Annotated in this window: 22 protein-coding genes; 11 read left to right on the top strand and 11 right to left on the bottom strand. The window is 59.8% G+C overall.

Translation table 11 applies throughout. The annotated features are described in order from the left end of the window. Positions 1-4: 4 nt before the first annotated feature. Entirely contained in the window at positions 5-427 is a 423-nt protein-coding gene (locus AS189_RS10235; protein ID WP_062288330.1) for a VOC family protein, read from the top strand. 53 nt (positions 428-480) lie between these two features. Here AS189_RS10235 and AS189_RS10230 read toward each other — a convergent pair whose 3' ends face one another. Beyond that, the gene (locus AS189_RS10230) at positions 481-1,206 is read right to left on the bottom strand and encodes an SOS response-associated peptidase (protein ID WP_082634214.1); all 726 of its coding nucleotides are present in this window, start codon (positions 1,204-1,206) and stop codon (positions 481-483) included. A 98-nt stretch (positions 1,207-1,304) separates the two neighbouring features. Here AS189_RS10230 and AS189_RS10225 point away from each other — a divergent pair, with 98 nt between their 5' ends. The 3 genes from AS189_RS10225 (at position 1,305) to AS189_RS10215 (ending at position 3,424) form a co-directional block, all read left to right on the top strand. Next, positions 1,305-1,562: a mycoredoxin gene (locus AS189_RS10225; RefSeq protein WP_062288327.1), complete on the top strand. Its 258-nt coding sequence runs from the start codon at positions 1,305-1,307 to the stop codon at positions 1,560-1,562. 144 nt (positions 1,563-1,706) lie between these two features. Further along, positions 1,707-2,807: an S-(hydroxymethyl)mycothiol dehydrogenase gene (locus tag AS189_RS10220; RefSeq protein WP_062288325.1), complete on the top strand. Its 1,101-nt coding sequence runs from the start codon at positions 1,707-1,709 to the stop codon at positions 2,805-2,807. Continuing rightward, positions 2,804-3,424, top strand: a complete 621-nt coding sequence (locus tag AS189_RS10215) for an MBL fold metallo-hydrolase (RefSeq protein WP_062288322.1) — start codon at positions 2,804-2,806, stop codon at positions 3,422-3,424. The genes AS189_RS10220 and AS189_RS10215 overlap by 4 nt, the downstream gene beginning before the upstream one ends. 180 nt (positions 3,425-3,604) lie before the next feature. Here the strand turns inward: AS189_RS10215 and AS189_RS10210 are convergent, their stop codons facing one another. From AS189_RS10210 to AS189_RS10200, 3 genes are all read right to left on the bottom strand, one after another. Next, positions 3,605-4,318, bottom strand: a complete 714-nt coding sequence (locus tag AS189_RS10210) for a lipoate--protein ligase family protein (protein ID WP_062288319.1) — start codon at positions 4,316-4,318, stop codon at positions 3,605-3,607. Then, positions 4,315-5,136, bottom strand: a complete 822-nt coding sequence (locus tag AS189_RS10205) for a thioesterase family protein (protein WP_062288316.1) — start codon at positions 5,134-5,136, stop codon at positions 4,315-4,317. The genes AS189_RS10210 and AS189_RS10205 overlap by 4 nt, the downstream gene beginning before the upstream one ends. A gap of 85 nt (positions 5,137-5,221) precedes the next feature. Then, positions 5,222-5,764, bottom strand: coding sequence for a DedA family protein (locus AS189_RS10200; RefSeq protein ID WP_237759814.1), 543 nt, complete (start codon positions 5,762-5,764; stop codon positions 5,222-5,224). Between the two features lie 254 nt (positions 5,765-6,018). On the opposite strand from AS189_RS10200, the gene AS189_RS10195 reads away from it, so the two are divergent. Then, a complete protein-coding gene (locus tag AS189_RS10195; RefSeq protein WP_062288313.1) occupies positions 6,019-7,650 on the top strand; it encodes an AMP-binding protein in 1,632 nt (543 codons plus the stop codon). 117 nt (positions 7,651-7,767) lie between these two features. Further along, positions 7,768-8,685, top strand: a complete 918-nt coding sequence (locus AS189_RS10190) for a hypothetical protein (protein ID WP_129587237.1) — start codon at positions 7,768-7,770, stop codon at positions 8,683-8,685. Here the strand turns inward: AS189_RS10190 and AS189_RS10185 are convergent. Beyond that, entirely contained in the window at positions 8,678-9,229 is a 552-nt protein-coding gene (locus tag AS189_RS10185) for an NUDIX domain-containing protein (protein WP_082634213.1), read from the bottom strand. The two genes, AS189_RS10190 and AS189_RS10185, sit on opposite strands and share 8 nt — an antisense overlap. A gap of 171 nt (positions 9,230-9,400) precedes the next feature. Between AS189_RS10185 and AS189_RS10180 the strand changes: the two genes are divergently transcribed. Both AS189_RS10180 and AS189_RS10175 read left to right on the top strand, forming a co-directional pair. Beyond that, positions 9,401-10,327, top strand: coding sequence for a hypothetical protein (locus AS189_RS10180; protein ID WP_062288307.1), 927 nt, complete (start codon positions 9,401-9,403; stop codon positions 10,325-10,327). After that, positions 10,324-11,844, top strand: a complete 1,521-nt coding sequence (locus tag AS189_RS10175) for a hypothetical protein (RefSeq protein WP_062288304.1) — start codon at positions 10,324-10,326, stop codon at positions 11,842-11,844. The genes AS189_RS10180 and AS189_RS10175 overlap by 4 nt, the downstream gene beginning before the upstream one ends. Positions 11,845-11,939: 95 nt before the next feature. On the opposite strand, the gene yiaA is transcribed toward AS189_RS10175, so the two are convergent. The 5 genes from yiaA to nrdH form a co-directional block, all read right to left on the bottom strand. After that, positions 11,940-12,398 carry an inner membrane protein YiaA gene (gene yiaA / locus AS189_RS10170; protein ID WP_237759813.1) on the bottom strand — a complete coding sequence of 153 codons (459 nt, stop codon included), beginning with the start codon at positions 12,396-12,398 and terminating at the stop codon, positions 11,940-11,942. A 235-nt stretch (positions 12,399-12,633) separates the two neighbouring features. Further along, positions 12,634-13,611 carry a class 1b ribonucleoside-diphosphate reductase subunit beta gene (nrdF, locus tag AS189_RS10165; protein ID WP_062288299.1) on the bottom strand — a complete coding sequence of 326 codons (978 nt, stop codon included), beginning with the start codon at positions 13,609-13,611 and terminating at the stop codon, positions 12,634-12,636. Positions 13,612-13,763: 152 nt separating this feature from the next. Continuing rightward, complete coding sequence (gene nrdE / locus AS189_RS10160) at positions 13,764-15,884, bottom strand: class 1b ribonucleoside-diphosphate reductase subunit alpha (RefSeq protein WP_062293384.1); 2,121 nt, start codon at positions 15,882-15,884, stop codon at positions 13,764-13,766. 14 nt (positions 15,885-15,898) lie between these two features. Then, positions 15,899-16,375, bottom strand: coding sequence for a class Ib ribonucleoside-diphosphate reductase assembly flavoprotein NrdI (nrdI, locus tag AS189_RS10155; RefSeq protein WP_062288296.1), 477 nt, complete (start codon positions 16,373-16,375; stop codon positions 15,899-15,901). Positions 16,376-16,502: 127 nt separating this feature from the next. Then, positions 16,503-16,769 (bottom strand): glutaredoxin-like protein NrdH, encoded by a 267-nt coding sequence (nrdH, locus tag AS189_RS10150; RefSeq protein ID WP_062288293.1) that lies wholly within the window; start codon positions 16,767-16,769, stop codon positions 16,503-16,505. Positions 16,770-17,356: 587 nt separating this feature from the next. Here nrdH and AS189_RS10145 point away from each other — a divergent pair. The 3 genes from AS189_RS10145 (at position 17,357) to AS189_RS10135 (ending at position 19,223) form a co-directional block, all read left to right on the top strand. Next, positions 17,357-18,289 carry a LysR family transcriptional regulator gene (locus AS189_RS10145; protein ID WP_062288290.1) on the top strand — a complete coding sequence of 311 codons (933 nt, stop codon included), beginning with the start codon at positions 17,357-17,359 and terminating at the stop codon, positions 18,287-18,289. A 385-nt stretch (positions 18,290-18,674) separates the two neighbouring features. Further along, positions 18,675-18,911 (top strand): hypothetical protein, encoded by a 237-nt coding sequence (locus AS189_RS10140; protein ID WP_062288287.1) that lies wholly within the window; start codon positions 18,675-18,677, stop codon positions 18,909-18,911. A 90-nt stretch (positions 18,912-19,001) separates the two neighbouring features. Beyond that, positions 19,002-19,223, top strand: coding sequence for a hypothetical protein (locus tag AS189_RS10135; protein ID WP_062288283.1), 222 nt, complete (start codon positions 19,002-19,004; stop codon positions 19,221-19,223). Positions 19,224-19,305: 82 nt separating this feature from the next. Here the strand turns inward: AS189_RS10135 and AS189_RS10130 are convergent, their stop codons facing one another. Further along, the gene (locus tag AS189_RS10130) at positions 19,306-20,718 is read right to left on the bottom strand and encodes an aldehyde dehydrogenase family protein (RefSeq protein WP_062288280.1); all 1,413 of its coding nucleotides are present in this window, start codon (positions 20,716-20,718) and stop codon (positions 19,306-19,308) included. Positions 20,719-20,738 lie beyond the last annotated feature (20 nt).

The raw sequence follows: 20,738 nt of genomic DNA, 5'->3' as shown, positions 1-20,738 counted from the left end.
TTCCGTGGAGCAGCGGCTGAACTTCATTACCTTAGGTGTCAGGGATGTTACGCGCTCACGGGAGTTTTATCTCACACGGCTTGGCTGGACGGCGCATAACGAAGTCCCCGGCCAAGTCATCTTCTTGCAGGTCAACCACGGGCTGATCCTTTCCCTGTGGGACCGCGCCGCCATGGCCGCCGAGCTCGGCGTTGAGCCCTCCGACGGCGTCCCTGCCCTCACACTGAGTCACAACGTTGCTAGCCCAGCTGAGGTTGACGCGGTCCTGGCGCAGGCACGCGAGGCCGGTGCCGCCGTCGACCATCCCGCAGTTCACCAGGAATGGGGCGGCTACAGCGGATATTTTGCCGATCCGGACGGCTTCCGCTGGGAAGTTGCCTACAATCCCACCTGGAACGTGAACGACGCCGGACACGTCACCGTTTAGCGGTACGTCACCCCGGCACCGACAACAGCCAGGGAACCGGCAGCCAGGAAGCACTACACCGCGATGGCCTCGATGAGCTCGGGGCCATTGTTGCGTACATTGCCCACGGCTGCGCTGACAGGATCAAGGACCCATTCCGCGGCTAGTGTCCACGCTTCTGCGAGCGCAGCCTCCAGCAGCGCAGCGGGCGCCTTGTTCTCCGGATCCAGCCACTTAGCCAACGCTTCTGTGCCCAGGGGTACGGGCAGGCGGTCGTGCAGGGTGGCCAGCTCCCCCTCCGCCGGGGAGGCCATGGTGAGGATGGTGGTGCTCAGGAGCCACTGATCGGGTGCCCCTTCCGGTTTGGCCGGGTCCTTCCACCACTCATACAGACCTGCAAAAACAATCAGGGAACCATCCGGGGAATGGACAAAGTAGGGCTGCTTACTCAAGCCGTCCGGAGACTTTTTCCATTCGTAATAACCCTGTACGGGCACCCCGCAGCGCCGGGCCTTGACGGCCGCACGGAATGTGGGCTTTTCCAGGACAGTCTCACTGCGGGCATTGAAGGCGCGCACGCCCACGGCGGGATCCTTGGCCCAGCCCGGGACCAGCCCCCACTTAGCCACATGAACCTGCCGGTGGAGGGCACCTTCAATGAGACGCTCCAGCACAATTGGCACATCCGCGGTGGGGGCAACATTGAACGAGGCTCGCAGTTCCAGCGAGTTCTCCGCTTCCGCTTCCAGCTCCGCTACTAGGTCTCCCACGGCCCGGGCAATGACATAACGTCCACACATGTCATCCATGGTGGCACAGGAATCCCGGAATATCCCCTGTGCCCGGTAGCGTTGTCAAGAAGTATCAACCGCAATCTTTCCCTCAAGGAGCATCCACCGTGGATTTCACCCCCGAACCCGGCGCCATCACCATGTTCTCCACCACCTGGTGTGGCTACTGCAAACGTCTGAAGAAGCAGCTGGACGCCTCAGGCATTGGCTACACGGAGATCAACATCGAGGATGTTCCCGGCACTGCCGAGCTCGTGGAGAGCCTCAACAACGGCAACCAGACAGTGCCCACTGTGTTGTTCCCGGATGGCTCCGCAGCCACCAACCCCTCGCTCAAGGATGTCCTGGCCAAGCTGGGCGTCTAAGCAGCATCAGCGAGGCGACAATTTTTAGGCGTAGAGCCAACCCGCCGACTCCTTAGCAGAGCTCCTTAAACACCAAATCCGTGTAGCCTTTCAGAAACCCCCATGGATGTTCCGAAGTGGAACATGGTGCTTAAGGAGCTCTTTATGGTTAACAAGACTGTTCACAAGGTCAAGGGCGCAGTGGTGCTGAGCAAGAACGCACCCGTCACCATCGAAACCATTCTGGTGCCGGATCCCGGCCCGGGCGAGGCCCTGGTTGACATCTTGACCAGTGGCGTTTGCCACACCGATCTGCACTACAAGCAGGGCGGCATCAATGATGACTTCCCGTTCTTGCTCGGTCACGAAGCCACCGGCATTGTCAGTGCTGTGGGCGCTGGCGTCACCAACGTAGTCCCCGGAGACAGGGTCATCCTGAACTGGCGTGCCGTATGCGGTAACTGCCGCGCCTGCGCCAAGGGCCAGGCCCAGTACTGCTTCAACACCGCCAACGCCACGCAGAAGATGACGCTGGAGGACGGCACAGTACTCTCCCCCGCGCTGGGCATTGGCGCGTTCATTGAAAAGACACTCGTTGCTGCAGGCCAGTGCACCAAGGTCGACGCCGATGTAGACCCCGCCGCTGTGGGCCTGCTCGGCTGCGGTGTCATGGCCGGCATTGGCGCAGCCATCAACACCGGTGGCGTCAAGCGCGGTGACACTGTCGCCGTGATCGGTTGTGGCGGCGTTGGCGCAGCAGCGATTGCCGGTGCGGCACTGGCCGGTGCCACCACCGTGATCGCCGTGGACCGCGATCCCAAGAAGCTGGCAGCAGCGGTAGCCCTGGGCGCAACCCACACAGTGGATGCCTCCACCGAGGATGCGGTTGTAGCTATCCAGAACCACACCGGAGGGTTCGGGGCAGATGTGGTGATTGACGCCGTCGGACGTCCCGAGACCTACAAGCAGGCTTTCTACGCCCGCGATCTGGCCGGCACCGTGGTCCTGGTGGGCGTGCCCACCCCGGAGATGACGCTGGAACTGCCGCTGCTGGACGTGTTTGGTCGCGGCGGTTCGCTGAAGTCCTCCTGGTATGGCGATTGCCTGCCCTCGCGTGATTTCCCGATGCTGGTGGAGCTCTACAAGCAGGGCAAGCTGGACTTGGACGCATTTGTCAGCGAACGCATCACTATCAACGATATTGAAGCCGCATTCGCCAAGATGGGCGAGGGCTCTGTGCTGCGATCGGTGGTGGAATTCGCATGAGCGCGCGCATTGAACGGCTCGTGACCGCCGGAACGTTTTCGCTGGACGGCGGCACCTGGGATGTGGATAACAACGTCTGGATTGTTGGCGACGAGCGTTCCGTGTATGTCATTGATCCCGCGCACGATTCCGCTGCCATCGCCGCAGCTGTGGGCACCCGCACGGTCAAGGCCGTACTACTCACCCACGGACACGACGATCACATCCGCTACGCCCGCGAGTTCGCCACCTTGGTGGAAGCCCCGGTCCTGATGAATACCGCCGATCAGATGCTCTGGGAGGACATCTACCCGGGGACCACTCCGGACGGCGCCATTGTTGACGGTGAGCGTTTCGAGATTGCTGGCACGGTGTTGACCGCACTGCACACCCCGGGGCACTCCCCCGGCTCCACGTGCTTCTACGCGGCGGATCTGGGTACCGTCTTCTCAGGAGACACTCTGTTCAACGGTGGTCCAGGTGCCACGGGACGGTCCTACAGCGACTTCCCCACGATTATCGCCTCGATCACGGAGCGTTTGTTGTCATTGCCGGGCGAGACAGTGGTCAACACCGGTCACGGCGATTCAACCACCATTGCCGCCGAGGCGCCGGGCGTCTTGGCTGCCGGGAAGTAAACCAGAGCCACCCTTGCCAGCTGAGCTGATTCGAAACAGCAGATAACCGGGGTTAGCCCCGCCTCCCCGATTCCAATTGGCAGGTAAACGGGGTGCCGGACCGGTTTACCCCCGTTATCTGCTGTTTGGAATCAGCGCCTCAACCAGGGGCTCTGGGGTTGCTCGGGTAGAGCGGGCAGCTCAGTGGTACACAAGCTCTGTGTGGTGCGCGTACGCTGACAGGACTGCTGCTTCCACGCTGTCCACGGTGAGGCCCGGGCGAAGATCCTCGGCGGCTCCGGCAGTTGCCGGATCCCAGTCCAGGCCCAGCGCCTCATACGTATCGGTCAGGACAGCACGGATCGGTGCTGAATTTTCCACCACGATGACCGAGCTGAACAGCCATGCACCAGCCACAACGCGCTGGGCTGTGCCCACAAGCTTGATGCTGTGGGCCGGGCCGCGTCCGTAAACACTAAACTCTCCGGGGCAATATTCACCCGGAATCTCTCCCACCCCAGCATCCACGCCCAGTGATTTCAGGGCCTGGGTGAAGAGTTCACCAAAGAAGGCAAAGCGTCCCTTGGCGCCGAGAATGGCATCATCCTCGCGCTGAATGTGGTCCACCACCAACGTGCCTTGGTGATAGGCGGCAGCCCGGCCGCCAGCCTTCCGCACTGCCGGCACAAAGCCATGATTGCGGGCTGCTTCTTCGGCAGCCGCGAACCCGGGCAATTTGGCGTCGCGTTGTCCAAAGGCCACGGTGGGTTCGGGACGGTAGAGGCGCAGCATGGCTTCCCGGGTCCCGGTTTTGACCTCACCCAGCAGTTCCAATGCATAGTTGAGGTCTACGTCCGCACGTCGATTGACCAGCTGACGGTGTACTTCCAGAACCGGCGCTAGCAACGCACTCACTGAGCGTGCGGTATAGGTCGGACGGTCAGGATCTGTTCAGAACGCCCAAAGGGGCCCGTCACATCGTGGAGTACCGAGGATGTCAGCCCTACACCGTCGGAACCGAAAGTGACGTGCGTAGCCAGACCCAGCCATTCGCCCACCGGCTCTCGGTAAAGGTGAATGGAAAGATCCACATTGGGGTACATCCACCCGCCCGGTTCCGGTGCCATGCGGGCGGCCACACCGTTTGCACTGTCAACCAAGCCCAGCAGGCGAACCAGCGCGGAGGAGTGCTCTCCGCCGTCGAGCATGGTGTACGGGCTGTGCAGCCAGGCACGGCCGCGGCCTGGTCGGTGATCGGGCAGGGAACGGCCTTCAAGAGTCTTGATGAAGCCGCCGGGCCAGGTACTCATCCCGTCCCACGGAAGCGCTTCCTCCACACTACCTAGGGGTTCGTCCTCATTGGCTTCCACGGCGGTGGTGTCATTCTTCTGCAGTCGCCAAGCCGTGGCGCGCACCGCAGGGCGGCCTTGTGCCAGCAGCTCCACCTGGAGAAGTTCAATGGTCTTGCCAGGGCGCAGCAGCGAGGTTTCAAGGGTGAATTCACCGGCCGGAATCAGCCCGAGGATGTCAAAGTTAATCCGAACCAGGCGCATGTCCGCCCGGTGCTGGAATTGCTCCAGTGCGTGGACCATGAGGCCGGCCACGGGTGCCATGTGCTGCTCATGGGAGTTCCATGCGCCCTGAGCATGAGCAGTTGACTCGTAGCGATTGCCACCGAGGTGGTGATAGTACGATGTGGCCTCTACGGCGGTAAGTGTTGTGGGGTCCTCCATGGCAACGACTCTACCGCCAGCCACTAGCTCCCCCGCAAATCAGAGCCACGCTCTAGGTCGCAGTGCCGGGTTCATGCGGAAAGCGTTAAGCCTTGGCAGTGGAGGGGGCGGTGATTTCCAGGCCCATCACGGGGCAGTCTTCCATAGCGCTTTTGTCCAGCTTGCGGGTGCGCGAGACGCGGAAGAGGTGGATGCTGAGAATCACTGCAGCAACAGTCACGATCAGGATGACCAGGGCCAGCGGTGAGCCGGCGGCTGCAGCAATGGCTGCGTCAAAGGCGGCCAGGCCGATCGTTGCGTAGATGCAGGCCCAGGCAATGGATCCAACCACGGTGGCGGGGATGTAGCGGCGCAATGGCATGCGGCCCAGCCCGGCAGATAGGTTGACTGCAGTCTGAACACCAATGGTCAAGAAGCTCACGCTGACGGCGGGTGCGCCCCAGCGGGCAATGAGCTTTTCTGCCCGCAGCACTCCCGGTGAGTTGAGGTGTTTTTGCAACTTGGTCTTGCGGCCTCCTGCGGCGAGGCCACGGCCTGCCCAGTAGGTGCCATTTGAGCGCAACATGACAATGACAAACAGGATCAAGAAAGCCCACACGAACGGAAGTGACGTGACGCTGTCCATCATGAGTGCGAGCTCCCCGAAAGAAAATAATATAGCCACAGAAACCTGCGCTATTAGTCTTACCTTATCTTATCGACCGCCAAGTGACTAAGCCACTCACCTCTCGGATGACAAAGGACATCCGCGGCATCGCGGGCGCCAGCCCAGCTGGCTTGGTGTTCGGCGTTTGTGAACATCGCTATCCCTGAAATTCACCCCGACAAAAAACACTATGTGAGTTAGTGCACATTAACCCGAAGCCGTACTAGCATCATCACATGACCACAGATGTTCATGACTCCCAGACGTCCGGCCCCTCCACCACAGATCTGCTTGAGGAAACTATTGGCGCCAATTTCCAGAAAATCGCGCTGCAATTTCCAGACCGGGACGCCCTGATCGATATGCCCTCCGGCCGCCGTTGGAGCTACGCAGCACTAAACCACGACGTCGATGCACTGGCCCGCGGCCTCCTCGCCGCCGGTCTGGCCAAGGGAGATCGCGTAGGCATCTGGGCGCCCAACGTACCCGAGTGGGTGCTGCTGCAGTACGCAACTGCCAAGATTGGTGCCATCCTCGTCAACGTCAACCCGGCCTATCGGGTCCACGAGTTGAGATACGCCGTCCAGCAATCGGGCATGGCCATGATTGTGGCCCTGCCCGAATTCAAGGGAACCGATTATCAGTCCATGGTGGAGCAAGTCGGGCCGGAATGCCCCGATTTGAAGGCTGCCATCTACGTTGGCACCCCGTCCTGGGATGCGCTCGTGGCGGGCGGAGAAGCGGTGCCAGCGGACGCCGTCGAACGTGCCATAGCGGCCCTTGAGCCTAGCGACCCCATCAATATTCAATACACCTCCGGCACCACCGGCTACCCCAAGGGCGCCACGCTGAGCCACCGGAACATCCTGAACAACGGCTTTTTCGTCACCGAAACCATCGGCTTCACGGAGCACGACAGACTGTGTATTCCGGTGCCGTTCTACCACTGCTTCGGTATGGTTATGGGCAATTTGGGTGCCACCACGCACGGTGCCGCCATCATCATTCCGGCAGCGGCCTTCGATCCGGCCGCCACGCTGCTCGCCGTGCAGGAGGAGCGCTGCACCGCCCTTTACGGGGTGCCCACCATGTTCATCGCCGAGCAAAACCTGCCCAATTTCACCAGCTACGATCTCTCCACACTGCGCACCGGCATCATGGCCGGCTCGCCCTGCCCGGTGGAAGTTATGAAGCGCTGCATGACCGAGATGCACATGGAGGGCGTCTCGATCGCCTACGGCATGACGGAGACATCGCCGGTATCGATGCAGACTCTCATGGACGACGACGTGGCCCACCGGACCGAGACCGTAGGCCGGGTACACCCTCACCTTGAGGTCAAAATCGTGGATCCCGCCACGGGTGAGAAGGTTCCGCGCGGGACTCCGGGCGAGTTCTGCACGCGCGGCTATTCGGTGATGCTGGGTTACTGGAACGATCCGGAGAAGACGGCCGCCGCGATTGATCCGGAACGGTGGATGCACACCGGCGACCTTGCCGTGATGTATCCCGACGGCTACGTCAACATTGTGGGGCGCATCAAGGACATGGTGATCCGTGGCGGCGAAAATCTGTACCCGCGAGAGATCGAAGAGTTCTTGTATAAACACCCCGACATTGCCGATGTGCAGGTGATCGGGGTGCCCGATGATCGCTACGGCGAGGAACTGTGCGCCTGGCTCCTCATGAAGCCCGGCGCCACACCGTTGGATCAGGCGGCCATTGCCGCCTACTGCGACGGCCACCTCTCCCGGCACAAAATCCCGCGCTATGTCCTGGTGGTCAACGAATTCCCCATGACAGTCACCGGCAAGGTGCGCAAGATGGACATGCGCGAACGCACCATGGAGATTCTGGGGCTAGGGTAGCGCCGTTGCGGTTGGACAGGAACGGGTTGTCGATGCGGCCGGGCCGTTACGATGGAACGGCAGGTCTCGGACTCCGGGGCTTGCCGCACTTTTCAACATGGCAAATCTGGGGGTTCCATGGAAACGCATTCAGTTCCGGCAACGGCGAGGGCACTAGTCCCTTATTTCATCCTGGGGGTGGCTTCGGCAACGATTGGCCTGCTGCCGTGGATCTTGACCGGAATGCGCCTGCCGCTACAGAATCTCTGGGCGAGCGCCACCCTGCCGGACGATATGCCGCTGGTGCTGCTGCCCTTCAGTCAGTATCTACTCACGCTGATCGTCGGGGTGCTGGTGACTGGTTCGGCCATCGCCGGCATCATCTGCCGTCTGAGCAAGCCCCGCCATCCCCGATTCGCGCTCACGGCCGTGGCGATGGGGACGGTCGGTGTCCAGCTCACGGCCACCCTCCAGACTGCCAATACCGTTGGCGACGGGCTCCTGCGCAACTCGGCCGCGGAGCTTTACCTCACGGCATTGCTGTGCGGGACAATTGCCTCGATTTTGATCGGCCTACTGGTCTTGGTGCTCATGGCGAAGGCCCCGGCTCCGGGTGCCGTTGCAGCAAGCAGCATTGCTGCGGTTTGTTGTGGACTCTGGCTGGAGGGGCTGCTCTTCCCCATCGGCTCGCTGACTACCCCGTCCGCTGTGGCGCTAACCCTGGTCCGCTGGTCACCGGCGGTTATTCTCGGCGTTGCGGTGGGGATCGCAGGCCTGAAATCCGTGGGACGGGTGCTCGCCGCGGTGTTCGGCATCCTCATGCTGTGGGTAGCACCCGCGCTCTTCACTGCCATCAGTGTGGGAGGCGGAACACGAGTCCTCGCCTACCAGCCAGCCGCAATGGCACAGTTGGGTGCCGAGGTTTTCCTCAACACGCTCCACCCCACCCTCAGTACCTTGGTGCCGCTCGCCATAGCGGCCGCCATCGCTGTGCTGGTCCAGGCCGTGAGCAAGACCGTGCGGCGCGGCCGGCTCAGCCGCGTCACTCTCAGGTAAGTTCAGCCAACCGTGCGCGTAGCTCCGGCCATGCCTTACCGAAACCCGGGTGCAGCGGGCGTTGGGCAACCTCGCTCGGTTCGACCCATTCCAAGGCAAGGCTCTCGGGATCACTGATGACGGCCTGAAACGGGACCACGGCGTTAACCACCACGGTGGTGTAACGCCAGTAGCCCACGTCGTATACCGAGGTAAACAGCAGCTCCACGCTCTCGCGCGGTACCCCTGCTTCTTCCCACGATTCGCGTAGCGCGCCGTCCACTGCACTTTCACCCTTATGGAGGGCTCCCCCGGGAAGGCCCCACGTACCGCCATGGTGAGACCAGATGGCCCGGTGTTGCAGCAAGACTCCACGTGCGGCGTCGAACACTAGAAGCCCAGCGGAGCCAAACGTTCCCCAGAACTTGCCGGCGTCTCCTTCAACCCAGGCGTCGCCGGAATTGCGGCTGCTACCCAAGTGGCCGGGGCGCACCTTAGCGGCGGCGTCTTCAACAAACCGGGCCTCCGTGAGATTCTGCGCTACTACTGTGCTGTCCTCATCCATGGCTTCAACGCTATCAACAAGTGAGGATCACTTCCGTTGAGATTACAAAACGTGCGACAAATATGACCCGCTTGACAGTAAAGTCATGAACGTCGGCACAATAGAACAACTCCGTTGCCTCTGAACTGAGCCTTGGGCTACTAGTCAGGGCCGGGGAAACGGAGGCCTAAGGTGCAATTCGCGCCAATCTTGGATGCGCAGAAGTTGGCTCGGAAGAATCGGGCGACGTGGGAGCGCGTCAATGGCAAGGTCCAAGAACTTACTGAGACCGGGGGCAGCGTCCAAGGCGTTATCGATCTAGCCCTCACTCGGGCCTTCGATGACTTCTTGGGACCCTTCGCCACACTTTTCGCCCGACTAAAGAATGTCACCCTGGACGAACTGCCAACAGTAGCCGCGGTTCCGGAGCTGTTGGGGCTGGATATCGAGTTAAAGGCAACGGGAATCAAAGCACTGGGCGCCCTGTCAAGTACTCTGGGTGGCGGCGTGGCTGGAATTGCAGCCGGCGGCGCCAGCTTGGCCGGGGTAGCCGCATTCGCGACGGCCTCCACCGGAACAGCTATCAGTACGCTCAGTGGTGCTGCAGCTTCCAGCGCAACCTTGGCGTGGCTCGGCGGAGGATCACTTGCCGCAGGCGGTGGTGGCATGGCAGCAGGAACTCTAGTTTTGGGTGGGATTATTGCGGCGCCGGTAGCCATTGCGTTTCTGAGTTACATCCACATAAAAGGCAAGAAATCGTACCGGGAACAAATGGAAATCAAAGCCCAACTAGATGATTCCGAATGGGACGTGGATATCCAGACTGCCAAGGTCGTTCATGCAGCCAAGCATGTGGACAATACGGCGGCGGTCCTCAACACGCTCACGCATTTGGGCGTGGAGCAATTACAAACGTTCGTAGATCTACTCGATCGTTCCGAAAACTACGCCGCATACACTCCAGCTGAACGTTCTCTGGTCGCCGAACAAGCAGGCCTTGCCACGACGATCGCCGCAGTCATCGCGTGTCCATTGTTGGATCAAGACGGCCGAGTCACTGCTCTTTCACATGACTCTCTCAAGGCTGCAACACTGCTGGCGAATCGGCTCGCGGGATGAATCCCCAGCCGGCCGATGGCCCTGATGCGAAAAACCCGGAGACTCCGGAAAGCCCGCAGACTAGCATCCTAAGTGTTTCCGGTGCCCGCGCCGCTATGTGGGAAGCCACAGGCATGGTGACAGTCTCGGCCCGCGGTCAGCTCTCCCTGCTGCTAGCCGATCGCGAATGGGCCGCGACCATGGCCCGCAGATTCGCCAACGTGGGTGATGGGCAACGACAAGGCCATGTCTTTGAATGGCTTCATGAACTCAGCTTCAATCTGAACGCTGTCGCCAGCAACGCCGATATCCGACTGAAGATGACCGAGCGCATGGGGGCTCCGCATGACCCTGCGGACCTCCGGCTCTTCGATACCGCAGGACGTACGGTGGGAGAATTTCAGGCCAAAGTTGTCAGCAGTACCTCGACTCGGCTGTCTACAACAAAGGGTCTGGCTGCCGAGAAATACGCAGGCATGGGCCTTTTGGTGCCAACGGATCATTTGGAGGGGACCCAGTCCCTGCTCAACTCTCGCTTAGCCATGCCAGAGGGGCCCATTCACCACAGATACCGCGGCGTAAAAGAGAACCTCGACGACCGTGTATCCGGTGGCAGCATCGAATCCCGCAGAGTGACGTTAGCCGAACTCAAGTCCGCAGCTGAGGATCCCGACAAGTATCTGCGTAAACGGATACAGGCAGCCCAGGCACAGCAGTTGGCAGGTGCCACATTTGTTGCTGCCATGGTGGGTGGCATTGTTGACGGCGGCAGCGTGCTCGCTTCGGCGGCAATCCGTGAACGTTCGGTTTCGGAGCTGCCGTGGGCGGAAGCTGCTCGTCGGGCTGCTTCAGGCAGCGTTAGTTCAGCCGCTAAGGCGGTGCTGGGGCAGAGCATCTCGATTGCGTCCCAACACGCTTTGGCCAATGGAGTCGCGCCAGCCATGAGCTCCATCATCGGAGGGACACTTTCTGCTGCCATGGCCCAGTGCACCGTCGAGATCGCCGCCCTTGCCCATGGCACCGCTACCGGTCGGCTCTCAACACTTGATGCGGCTTCCGCCGCAGCCGAATCCATGACGAGAACAACCATGATCTGGGCCTTCGGCGCGATGGGCCAAGTTCTGATTCCCGTTCCGCTGTTGGGCTCTATGATTGGCAGCATGGTGGGCCAGTACGGCGCCGCTATGCTCATCCAGGGAATTCAAATGGCCTTGATCGCCCGTGACGAATCGAAACAATGGGACGCAGGATATGAACAGCTTCTGGTCTGTGTTGAGCAGATCGAACGCGACTCGGCGGCTGAACTTTCCTCGATTGAGGAGCAAGCAAAGGGCAGCGATACCGCGTTCAACCAGTTCATACTCCCCCAGCTGGCAGCCATTTCCCAGACTCTGGGATCATCCAACCCCGATGTCCTCCTAAATCAGCTAGGACATCTCTCAGTTCACTACGGCGGCAAACCGGTCTTCACAACACTCGCAGAGTTCGATGCCTTCATGGATGACCCAATGTTGACCTTGAACCTGCGTTTGAGCTGAAGGGTCCAGTGCTGCGTTGCAGTGTTTCGGGATGAGGACCCGCCGGTTCAACATTCTGCGGCACCGGCGGGTCGAGTGAGACGAAGAGTGACTCTTTAGAACTCAGGCTTGTCCAGGAACGTGGGCCGCACATGCTGATCAGGATAGATGGCCCGGTGCGCTGCGAGATCCCTGATGTTCTTCTGCACCGCCACGACAGCAAACAAACTCATGGCGAACCCAATGCCATAGAAGCCCTTCTCGGACAGCAGCAGCTGCGCGTTCCACAGACCAATCGCCAGCAAGAGCAGCGACGCCAGCAGTGCAAACCAGGCGATCCCCAGATAGATGGAGGTCACGGGAATGTCTTCTGCCTTGTCTCGCACGGCCTTCTGCAATGACACGGCCGCGAAGAGCCCAAACAGGAACACGGCGAGATAGAAACCCTTTTCATTGAGTTCCATCTTGGCATTCCAGAGGCCGATGAAGTAGACCCCCATACCCAGCCCTAAAGCAATCCAGGAGGCCCCGATGAAGGCTCCCGTTGGTTTCCCCAACTGATTCGACTCGCTCATAATAGCCATTCCCCTCTTGGTTGATACATCAGCATAAGTGAAGTATCACCCTTCTACGTTAGTTTGTCCATCATATGGGCAAATTAGCGCGCGTCGTATTGTTACTGGGAACAAGGAGGGTTCCGGCTGGCTTCTGGCAGAAAAAAGATGCGCGCAAGCTGATCCTTGCGGATCGGCTTGCGCGCACACTTTTCGCACTGTTACTTCGGCGACAGGCCTCCGTGACAACTAAGGGCTAGAAGTCCCAGTCGTCATCTTCGGTATTTACAGCCTTGCCGATGACGTAAGAGGAACCCGAACCGGAGAAGAAGTCGTGGTTCTCATCCGAGTTCGGTGAGAGCGCCGACAGGATGGCCGGACTTACATCGGTCACAGCGGCCGGGAACATGGCCTCATAGCCCAGGTTCATGAGCGCCTTATTGGCGTTGTAGTGCAGGAACTTCTTGACGTCCTCGGCCAGGCCAACAGCGTCGTACAGATCGTGCGTGTACTGAACTTCGTTTTCGTAGAGTTCAAACATCAGCTCGAAGGTCCAGGCCTTCAGCTCTTCACGGCGCTCCTCGGAGACCTTTTCCAAGCCCTTCTGGTACTTGTAGCCGATGTAGTAGCCGTGCACGGCCTCATCGCGAATAATCAAACGGATCAAGTCAGCGGTGTTTGTCAGCTTGGCACGTGAGGACCAGTACATGGGCAGGTAAAAGCCCGAGTAGAACAGGAAGGACTCCAGCAGCGTGGAGGCAATCTTGCGCTTGAGCGGATCGTCACCGTAGTAGTAGGACTCAATGATCTGAGCCTTCTTCTGCAGGTTCACGTTCTCCACCGACCAGCGGAAAGCCTCGTCGATTTCCTTCGTGGAGGCCAGCGTGGAGAAGATCGAGGAGTAGCTCTTGGCGTGCACCGATTCCATGAACGCAATGTTCGTGTAGACGGCTTCCTCATGCTGGGTGATGGCGTCAGGGATCAGCGAGACGGCGCCCACCGTACCCTGCAGGGTGTCCAGCAAGGTCAGGCCGGTGAACACACGCATGGTGAGCAGCTGCTCTTCCGGCGTCAATGTAGCCCAGGACTGGACGTCGTTGGACAGCGGCACCTTCTCCGGCAGCCAAAAGTTGTTGCACAGGCGGTTCCAGACTTCAACGTCCTTGTCGTCCTCGATGCGGTTCCAGTTGATGGCCTTCACGTGGCCCGCCAACTTCAGCTTGTCCGGTGTCATCGCTGCTTCTCTCCTTGTAAAAATCTTGGTGGCCGCGCAGGCCTTGTCAATCTTAAGCCAAAGGCACGACGGCGGGGACTCCCCCGTCGTCGCGCTCTTCAGTTTCGGTCAAAATAACCTAATAATTAGAGGTTAGCTTGATACAACGCCTACTACAGTTGGCAGGAGACACAGTTTTCAACTTCCGTCCCTTCCAGCGCGAGCTGGCGAAGGCGGATGTAGTAGATGGTCTTGATGCCCTTGCGCCAGGCGTAAATCTGCGCCTTGTTGATGTCACGCGTGGTGGCGGTGTCCTTGAAGAACAGTGTCAGGGACAGGCCCTGGTCCACGTGCTGCGTGGCGGCGGCGTAGGTGTCGATGACCTTCTCGAAGCCGATCTCGTACGCATCCTTGTAGTACTCAAGGTTGTCGTTGCTCAGGTAGGGGGCCGGGTAGTAAACGCGTCCCAGCTTGCCTTCCTTCCGGATCTCAATCATGGAGGCGATCGGGTGGATCGAGGAGGTGGAGTTGTTGATGTAGCTGATGGATCCTGTGGGCGGGACGGCCTGCAGGTTCTGGTTGTAGATGCCGTGCTCCATGACGGAGGCCTTCAGCGCACGCCAGTCTTCCTGGGTAGGAATGTGGACGCCGTCGAACAGCTCAACTACCTTGGCGGTCTGCGGAACCCACTCGCCGTCGGTGTACTTGTCGAAGAACACACCGCTGGCGTAGGTGGAGTTCTCGAAGCCGGCAAACGTGCTGGCGGTTTCGATCGCCAACAGGTTGGAGGCCCGGATTGCGTGGTACACCACCGTGTAGAAGTAGATGTTGGTGAAGTCCAGGCCCTCTTCGGAACCATAGTGGACGCGCTCACGGGCAAGGTAGCCGTGCAGGTTCATCTGGCCCAGACCAATGGCGTGCGAATCGTCGTTGCCCTTGGCAATGGAGGGAACGCTGGTGATGTTGGACATGTCCGATACCGCGGAAAGCGCTCGGATGGCCGTCTCAATGGTGTTGCCTAGGTTGGGGGAATCCATGGCCTTGGCAATGTTCAGCGAGCCCAGGTTGCAGGAGATGTCCTTGCCAATCTCGTTGTACGAGAGGTCATCGTTGTACGTGGTGGGCGCTGAAACCTGCAGGATCTCCGAGCACAGGTTGCTCATGATGATCTTGCCCTCGATGGGGTTTTCGCGGTTCACCGTGTCTTCAAACATGATGTACGGGTAGCCGGACTCGAACTGGATCTCGGCGAGGGTCTGGAAGAACTCACGCGCCTTGATCTTGGTCTTCTTGATCCGGGAGTCGTCCACCATTTCGTAGTACTTCTCGGTGACCGAAATGTCGGAGAACGGCACGCCGTAGACCTTTTCGACGTCGTACGGGGAGAACAAGTACATGTCCTCATCGCGCTTGGCCAGCTCAAAGGTGATATCCGGGATGACAACGCCCAAGGAAAGGGTCTTGATGCGAACCTTTTCATCAGCGTTCTCGCGCTTGGTGTCCAAGAAGCGGTTGATGTCGGGGTGGTGAGCGTGCAGGTACACAGCTCCTGCACCCTGGCGGGCACCGAGCTGGTTAGCGTAGGAGAAGCTGTCTTCAAGAAGCTTCATCACGGGGATGACGCCGGAGGACTGGTTCTCGATCTGCTTGATCGGCGCGCCAACCTCGCGGATGTTGGTCAGTGCGAAGGCCACGCCACCGCCGCGCTTGGATAGCTGCAGGGCGGAGTTGATGGAGCGGCCAATGGACTCCATGTTGTCTTCGATACGCAGCAGGAAGCAGGAGACGAGCTCGCCGCGCTGTGCCTTGCCGGCGTTCAAGAAGGTGGGGGTGGCGGGCTGGAAGCGGCCGTCGATGATTTCATCGACAATCTTCAAGGCCAGTTCTTCGTTGCCACGGGCCAGGTGCAGGGCGACCATGCACACACGGTCCTCGTAGCGCTCCAGGAAGCGGTTGCCGTCAAAAGTCTTCAGCGTGTAGGACGTGTAGAACTTGAAGGCGCCAAGGAAAGTCTCGAAGCGGAACTTCTTCTTGTAGGCCTGCTGGAACAGTCCGCGGATGAAGTTCATGGAGTACTGGTCCAGCGTCTCGCGCTCGTAGTACTCGTTCTTCACCAGGTATTCGAGCTTTTCTTCCAGGTCGTGGAAGAACACGGTGTTGTTGTTCACGTGCTGCAGGAAGTACTGGCGGGCAGCGGCTTTGTCCGCGTCGAACTGGATTTCACCCTTGGAGTTATACAGGTTGAGCATGGCGTTGAGCTCGTGGTAGCTCATGCCCTCCCATGCCGCGGGCATCTCCTTTGATGCCTTCACAGCAACTTCTTGGTCTGAGACAATCGTGTCCAAAATTCTTCCAATCCTTCGCGAACCCGGTCGACATCCTCAGATGTGCCCATGAGTTCAAAACGGTATAAATGCTGTACGTGGCACTTCTCGGCGACGATGTCCCCGGCGAGGCAATACGTTTCCCCGAAGTTGGTGTTTCCCGCGCCGATGACGCCGCGGATCAACTTCCGGTTTTGTTCCACATTGAGGAACTTGATGACTTGCTTTGGTACTGCCCCCAGCCGATTCTCCCCACCATAGGTGGGCAGGACCAAGACAAATGGCTCTTGGGCCAGGAGGGTTTCTTCGTAGGTAAAAATTGGCAATCGGGCCACGTCACCTCCCAGTTTCATCATGAAACGGTGGGTGTTGTCAGAGGCTGAGGAAAAATAGATCAGCCGGCTGCTGGTGGTTCGAGAAGTTATCTCACCTACTGCGGCTTCTGCTGCAACGGCTGACATGGCCTTCGCTTTCAACTACTTACGTGCGGTTGTGGGGCTGGCCGTTTTACTGACCAGCCACCACGTGTGTGCGTGGTGCACACGGGAACTGATGTTGACTCCGCAGGCACCAGGCCCGCAGGATCACTTAAGCTACGCTGACGCTTTCCATGACAGCATCGCTTTTGACGGCGGCAGCCAGTTCGGCGATCTTGTCCGGGCGGAAGCCTGACCAGTGATCAGCATCGGTGATCACAACAGGTGCCTGCTGGTAACCCAGGCTGAGCACATGCTCGAGCGCTTCCGGATCGGTGGAGATGTCCACGCTCTTGTAGGTGATGCCCTTTTTATCCAAGGCGCGGTAGGTGGCATTGCACTGGACACATGCAGGTTTGGTGTAAACCGTAACGGTCATGATCGAGTTCCCTTTTTTCATAAAACTGTTCTTAAAATTTAGCGTTCATGCCCCGTAGGGCCCGCTCATCGCCTATGGGGCCTAACAGCTTCCGCTACGGCCTGGCCAGTGTTTTTGAGCATCAGCCCAAACTGCTGTATTCGATGATTCAATACTACATCTTGTGCATGCCCCCGCGAAAGACCCCAACATGATGTATTACACCTTTGTCATTTTATGCACCCTTCATCCACAGGCTGTGGAATCTAAATGCGCCAGAACTCAAGGTTTAAGGCGAGCTGTCCACAGGCTGTGGACTACTTAGCCACAAATTAATGTGCGGCGTGTCTAGTTTTGCGGCGTGTCGCCGCTAGTGTTTGACCCCCGTTGGGCGGGGCAGCGTGAGTCGGCTGGTATAGGGCGTCAGATGAGCGACCAACCTGGCAGCCAGCTCCACCTGCAACCACCCGTCACCAGCTGGCCATCGCGTGACCAGCGCCTGCGTCTGCGACTCGGAAGCTGCCCGTCTATGCTTTCCCTATAGCTGTCCACGACTCCCCATATAGCTTTCAAGAAAAACGCCTGTCCGTCAGAAAGAGGCTCCCCCTGTGATCAACCCGCTGCACCTGCGGACCTTGCTCGAAGTTGTCCGCCGCGGTTCCTTTGCCGCCGCGGCCACACGACTGGGGTACACGGCGTCGGCCGTTTCACAGCAGATGGCCACCTTGGAGCGCGACAGTGGGGTGCAACTTTTCCAACGCACCGCCCGCAGTGTGCAGCCAACGGATGCCGCCCTGGTCATGGTGCGGCACGCAACCAAGGTACTGACGGACATTGATGCCCTGCTGGCTGCGAGCGCCAGGACCGAGGCGGGCACGGGTCAGGACCTGCGGCTGGGCATCTTCCCTTCATTGGCTACCCATGTGTTGCCACGGCTGCTGGCCAGCCCGCAATGGCCGGAGCTGGGGATCAACTTGCATGTTTCGGTTGGCGAGCCGCAGCAGACCATTGGCGGTTTGCGGACGGACGGCGAACTTGATGTTGCGTTGGTGTATCAAGTGGGGCAATCTGGGCTGGCGTGGCCGCACAGCCTCAACCGGCAGTGGATCGGCGACGATAACTTCAGGGTGGTGCTGCCCAAGTCGTGGGGTATCCAGCCCGGATCGGTCATGGAGGCCGCTCAACTTTCTGACATGCCGTGGATCATGCATCACCCGGGGACCAGCGATGCTGCGGTGATCGAGCGGCTGTTTGCCAGCTGTAATCTGCATCCGCGCGTGGCTGTTTACAGTGATGATTTCAACGCCAGCCTGCAGCTAGCTGGCGTGGGGCTGGGTGCGGCCCTGGTGCCCGAGCTGGCCTTGCAAGGGCGGGCCGAAAACGTGGTGGTCCTGGATGTTCCGGAGATCCGGCTGGCCCGGAACATCTTTGCCCTGCTCATCAATGACAGCCGCACGGCCCGGGTGGAGCTGTTTGTGGACAAGCTGGCCGGCATCCTCGCCGAGGTGACTGGCACCAGCCATGTGGACCTCAAACAGTAACGGGCACAGGAACTTAAAGGAGTCCTAGAACCTTCCTGCCGGCAGAAACAGCTGAGTGTCATTTCCAGAAGTGACCTGCACGGGCTACGCCGAAGAGTTCGGCAATCTCAACAGTCGTGTGTATACCCGTCCGGCGAGGCGCTGCGAGACGCATCTATCGACTAACAGCCGCTCGCGTTCTGGTTACCGAGTGTCCCCACGTTTGCGAAAGTGATGGCATGGCCCTACCCAGGGGCTGAGAAATTGAGCTCCGCAAGCCGACCCCCTAACGGGACGCTGCAGAAGCCTTTCCGGACAGCACTCTTGAGGGACTGTGCAGCTACTTGAGGCAGAAAAGCACTCCTGCTGGTTCCCCCACCGGACCCTCTGCTGTCAGAATGAGGCCATGAACATTGAGAACTGGTGGCCACTTCTGAAATCTTCGACACGGCAATGGTTGATCGACAATAACGGAGACGTTGTGCCGCCAAGCATTCTGGATCAGATCACGGCCGTGGCGGGGTACCCCACGGCAGAAGCATCATGGGTTGCGGACAATTGTGCAGAGGATTTTTTGCTCTCGGATCAGGCAATTGATTGGATAGAGGAAGCTGCGAACGATGAGGATGCTGGGGGCGAATAGCGAAACCGTATCGGGACCGCTTGTCGCCTGACGTCAAGAAAACGCGCCGCCCCGCAACGCCTTCCCCTGCACTAGAAGGCGTTCTCCTCGATGAATACTTCGACGACGCGCGAGCCGACGAAGGGCGAGCCGGTCACACCATCAACGATCGTCAGTGAGGACTTGCTTCTCCGAGTCGTCGTGTTTGACGAGGAAATGGGGTTCTGGCTTTATCCGCCCGAAGACGCCAGCGGCTTCACGGCCCGTTTGCGTAGCGAATTGCAGGATTTCGTTGCGGAAAGTGGATTCGGCTGGGGAGAGCTTCGTGGATAGGCGCCCGGTCAAGCTTCGGCTTACGGGCATATGAAGTCCGTGCAGACGAGTGCTGAAAATGACACCGAGACTTCTGGAACTTCTAAGACTTCCTGGCCTTCTTCGCCGGTGCCACAAGACGCTTGATGATCTGCTTCTTCACCGCACCGTACGGCGGGTAGATCAGCGAGAGGGTGTCCGGGGACAGCGGCTTATCCAGCACAGCCTTATGGTGGGAGAAGGACTCTACCGAAAGCTGACCGTGGTAGCTTCCCATGCCGCTCTCCCCCACCCCGCCAAACGGCAGACCCGGAATGGACAGATGCGCCACGGGGACTCCGAAGTTCAGTGCACCGGAGGAGGTTTGTTCCATGAAGTCCGCCCGCACGCGTTCATCGCTGCTAAAGACATACAGCGCAAGCGGCTTGTCCCGCTCGTTGATGAAGGCAATGGCCTCCGCCGCGGAACCCACTGTGAGCAACGGCAGCACTGGGCCAAAGATCTCCTCCGCCATCAACTCGGCCGCGGCATCCACATGGAGCACGGTCGGTTCGATGTAGCGCGTAGCCGCGTCCGAGCTCCCCCCACTGACAAGAGCCGATCCGGCGTCGTCCGCAAGATCATGGGCCAAGAGTCCGGTGATCCGGGCAAAGGCGCCGTCATTGACAATCCTGCCGTAGGCCAAGCTGTGCGCCGGCTCCGCGCCGTAAAGGTCCTCGATGGCCAGCGGCAGTTCTTTGGCGAGCTTGGCCAAAGCCGCGTCGGTGCCCAGCACATAATCCGGGGCCACACAGGTCTGCCCAGCGTTCATGAACTTACCCCAGGCGATCCGGCGCGCGGCGGCAATCATGTCCACGGACTCGTCAATGTAGACGGGCGATTTTCCGCCCAGTTCCAACGTCACGGGCGTCAGGTGCTTGGCGGCGGCGGCCATCACAATGCGTCCCACGCGGCCATTGCCGGTGTAGAAGATGTGGTCGAAGTGCTCCTCGAGCAGCATGGTGGTCTCCGGCACGCCACCTTCCACGATGGTCACTGCGCCCTCGAGGTATTCCGGGATCCAGCGGGCCAGTGCCGCCGAGCAGGCAGGTGCCATCTCGCTGGGCTTGCCCACCACAGTGTTGCCGGCTGCGAGCGCACCGATCATGGGAGCCAGCAGCAGCTGGATCGGGTAATTCCACGGTGCAATGACCAGCACGACGCCGAGTGGCTCAAGAACCGTTCTTGCCCGGGCGGGCGCCAGGGCCAGGGGCACAGGAACCTTGCGCGGTTTCAGCCAGCCTTCGAGGTGCTTGAGGGTGTGAGCGATGTCCGAAGTGAGGAAGCCAAGCTCGGTCAGCCATGACTCTGCCGGGTGTTTGCCCAGATCGGCGGCCAAGGCAGCGGTGAACTCGTCCCGGCGTTCAACGAGCATGCTGTTCATGGCTTGCAACTGCTGTATCCGCCACGCCAGGGGCTTGGTGGTTCCGCTCTTGAAGACTGCCCGTGCTGCTGCGACGCTCTCTTGTACACTCATGGCTTTAATCTACCCCTACC

The organism is Arthrobacter alpinus (genome assembly GCF_001445575.1).
GTDB lineage: Bacteria > Actinomycetota > Actinomycetes > Actinomycetales > Micrococcaceae > Specibacter > Specibacter alpinus_C.
The sequence above is the reverse complement of the archived record's forward strand: the minus strand, read 5'-3'. Positions and strand labels throughout refer to the sequence as shown.

What these genes read in the sequence shown, in the direction of transcription:
- AS189_RS10230 (WP_082634214.1), bottom strand. Translation starts at nt 1,206, where the DNA reads ATGTGTGGACGTTATGTCATTGCCCGGGCCGTGGGAGACCTAGTAGCG.
- AS189_RS10220 (WP_062288325.1), top strand. Translation starts at nt 1,707, where the DNA reads ATGGTTAACAAGACTGTTCACAAGGTCAAGGGCGCAGTGGTGCTGAGC.
- AS189_RS10215 (WP_062288322.1), top strand. Translation starts at nt 2,804, where the DNA reads ATGAGCGCGCGCATTGAACGGCTCGTGACCGCCGGAACGTTTTCGCTG.
- AS189_RS10205 (WP_062288316.1), bottom strand. Translation starts at nt 5,136, where the DNA reads ATGGAGGACCCCACAACACTTACCGCCGTAGAGGCCACATCGTACTAT.
- AS189_RS10200 (WP_237759814.1), bottom strand. Translation starts at nt 5,764, where the DNA reads ATGATGGACAGCGTCACGTCACTTCCGTTCGTGTGGGCTTTCTTGATC.
- AS189_RS10195 (WP_062288313.1), top strand. Translation starts at nt 6,019, where the DNA reads ATGACCACAGATGTTCATGACTCCCAGACGTCCGGCCCCTCCACCACA.
- AS189_RS10190 (WP_129587237.1), top strand. Translation starts at nt 7,768, where the DNA reads ATGGAAACGCATTCAGTTCCGGCAACGGCGAGGGCACTAGTCCCTTAT.
- AS189_RS10185 (WP_082634213.1), bottom strand. Translation starts at nt 9,229, where the DNA reads ATGGATGAGGACAGCACAGTAGTAGCGCAGAATCTCACGGAGGCCCGG.
- AS189_RS10175 (WP_062288304.1), top strand. Translation starts at nt 10,324, where the DNA reads ATGAATCCCCAGCCGGCCGATGGCCCTGATGCGAAAAACCCGGAGACT.
- yiaA (WP_237759813.1), bottom strand. Translation starts at nt 12,398, where the DNA reads ATGAGCGAGTCGAATCAGTTGGGGAAACCAACGGGAGCCTTCATCGGG.
- nrdF (WP_062288299.1), bottom strand. Translation starts at nt 13,611, where the DNA reads ATGACACCGGACAAGCTGAAGTTGGCGGGCCACGTGAAGGCCATCAAC.
- nrdE (WP_062293384.1), bottom strand. Translation starts at nt 15,884, where the DNA reads ATGCCCGCGGCATGGGAGGGCATGAGCTACCACGAGCTCAACGCCATG.
- nrdI (WP_062288296.1), bottom strand. Translation starts at nt 16,375, where the DNA reads ATGTCAGCCGTTGCAGCAGAAGCCGCAGTAGGTGAGATAACTTCTCGA.
- nrdH (WP_062288293.1), bottom strand. Translation starts at nt 16,769, where the DNA reads ATGACCGTTACGGTTTACACCAAACCTGCATGTGTCCAGTGCAATGCC.
- AS189_RS10140 (WP_062288287.1), top strand. Translation starts at nt 18,675, where the DNA reads ATGAACATTGAGAACTGGTGGCCACTTCTGAAATCTTCGACACGGCAA.
- AS189_RS10135 (WP_062288283.1), top strand. Translation starts at nt 19,002, where the DNA reads ATGAATACTTCGACGACGCGCGAGCCGACGAAGGGCGAGCCGGTCACA.
- AS189_RS10130 (WP_062288280.1), bottom strand. Translation starts at nt 20,718, where the DNA reads ATGAGTGTACAAGAGAGCGTCGCAGCAGCACGGGCAGTCTTCAAGAGC.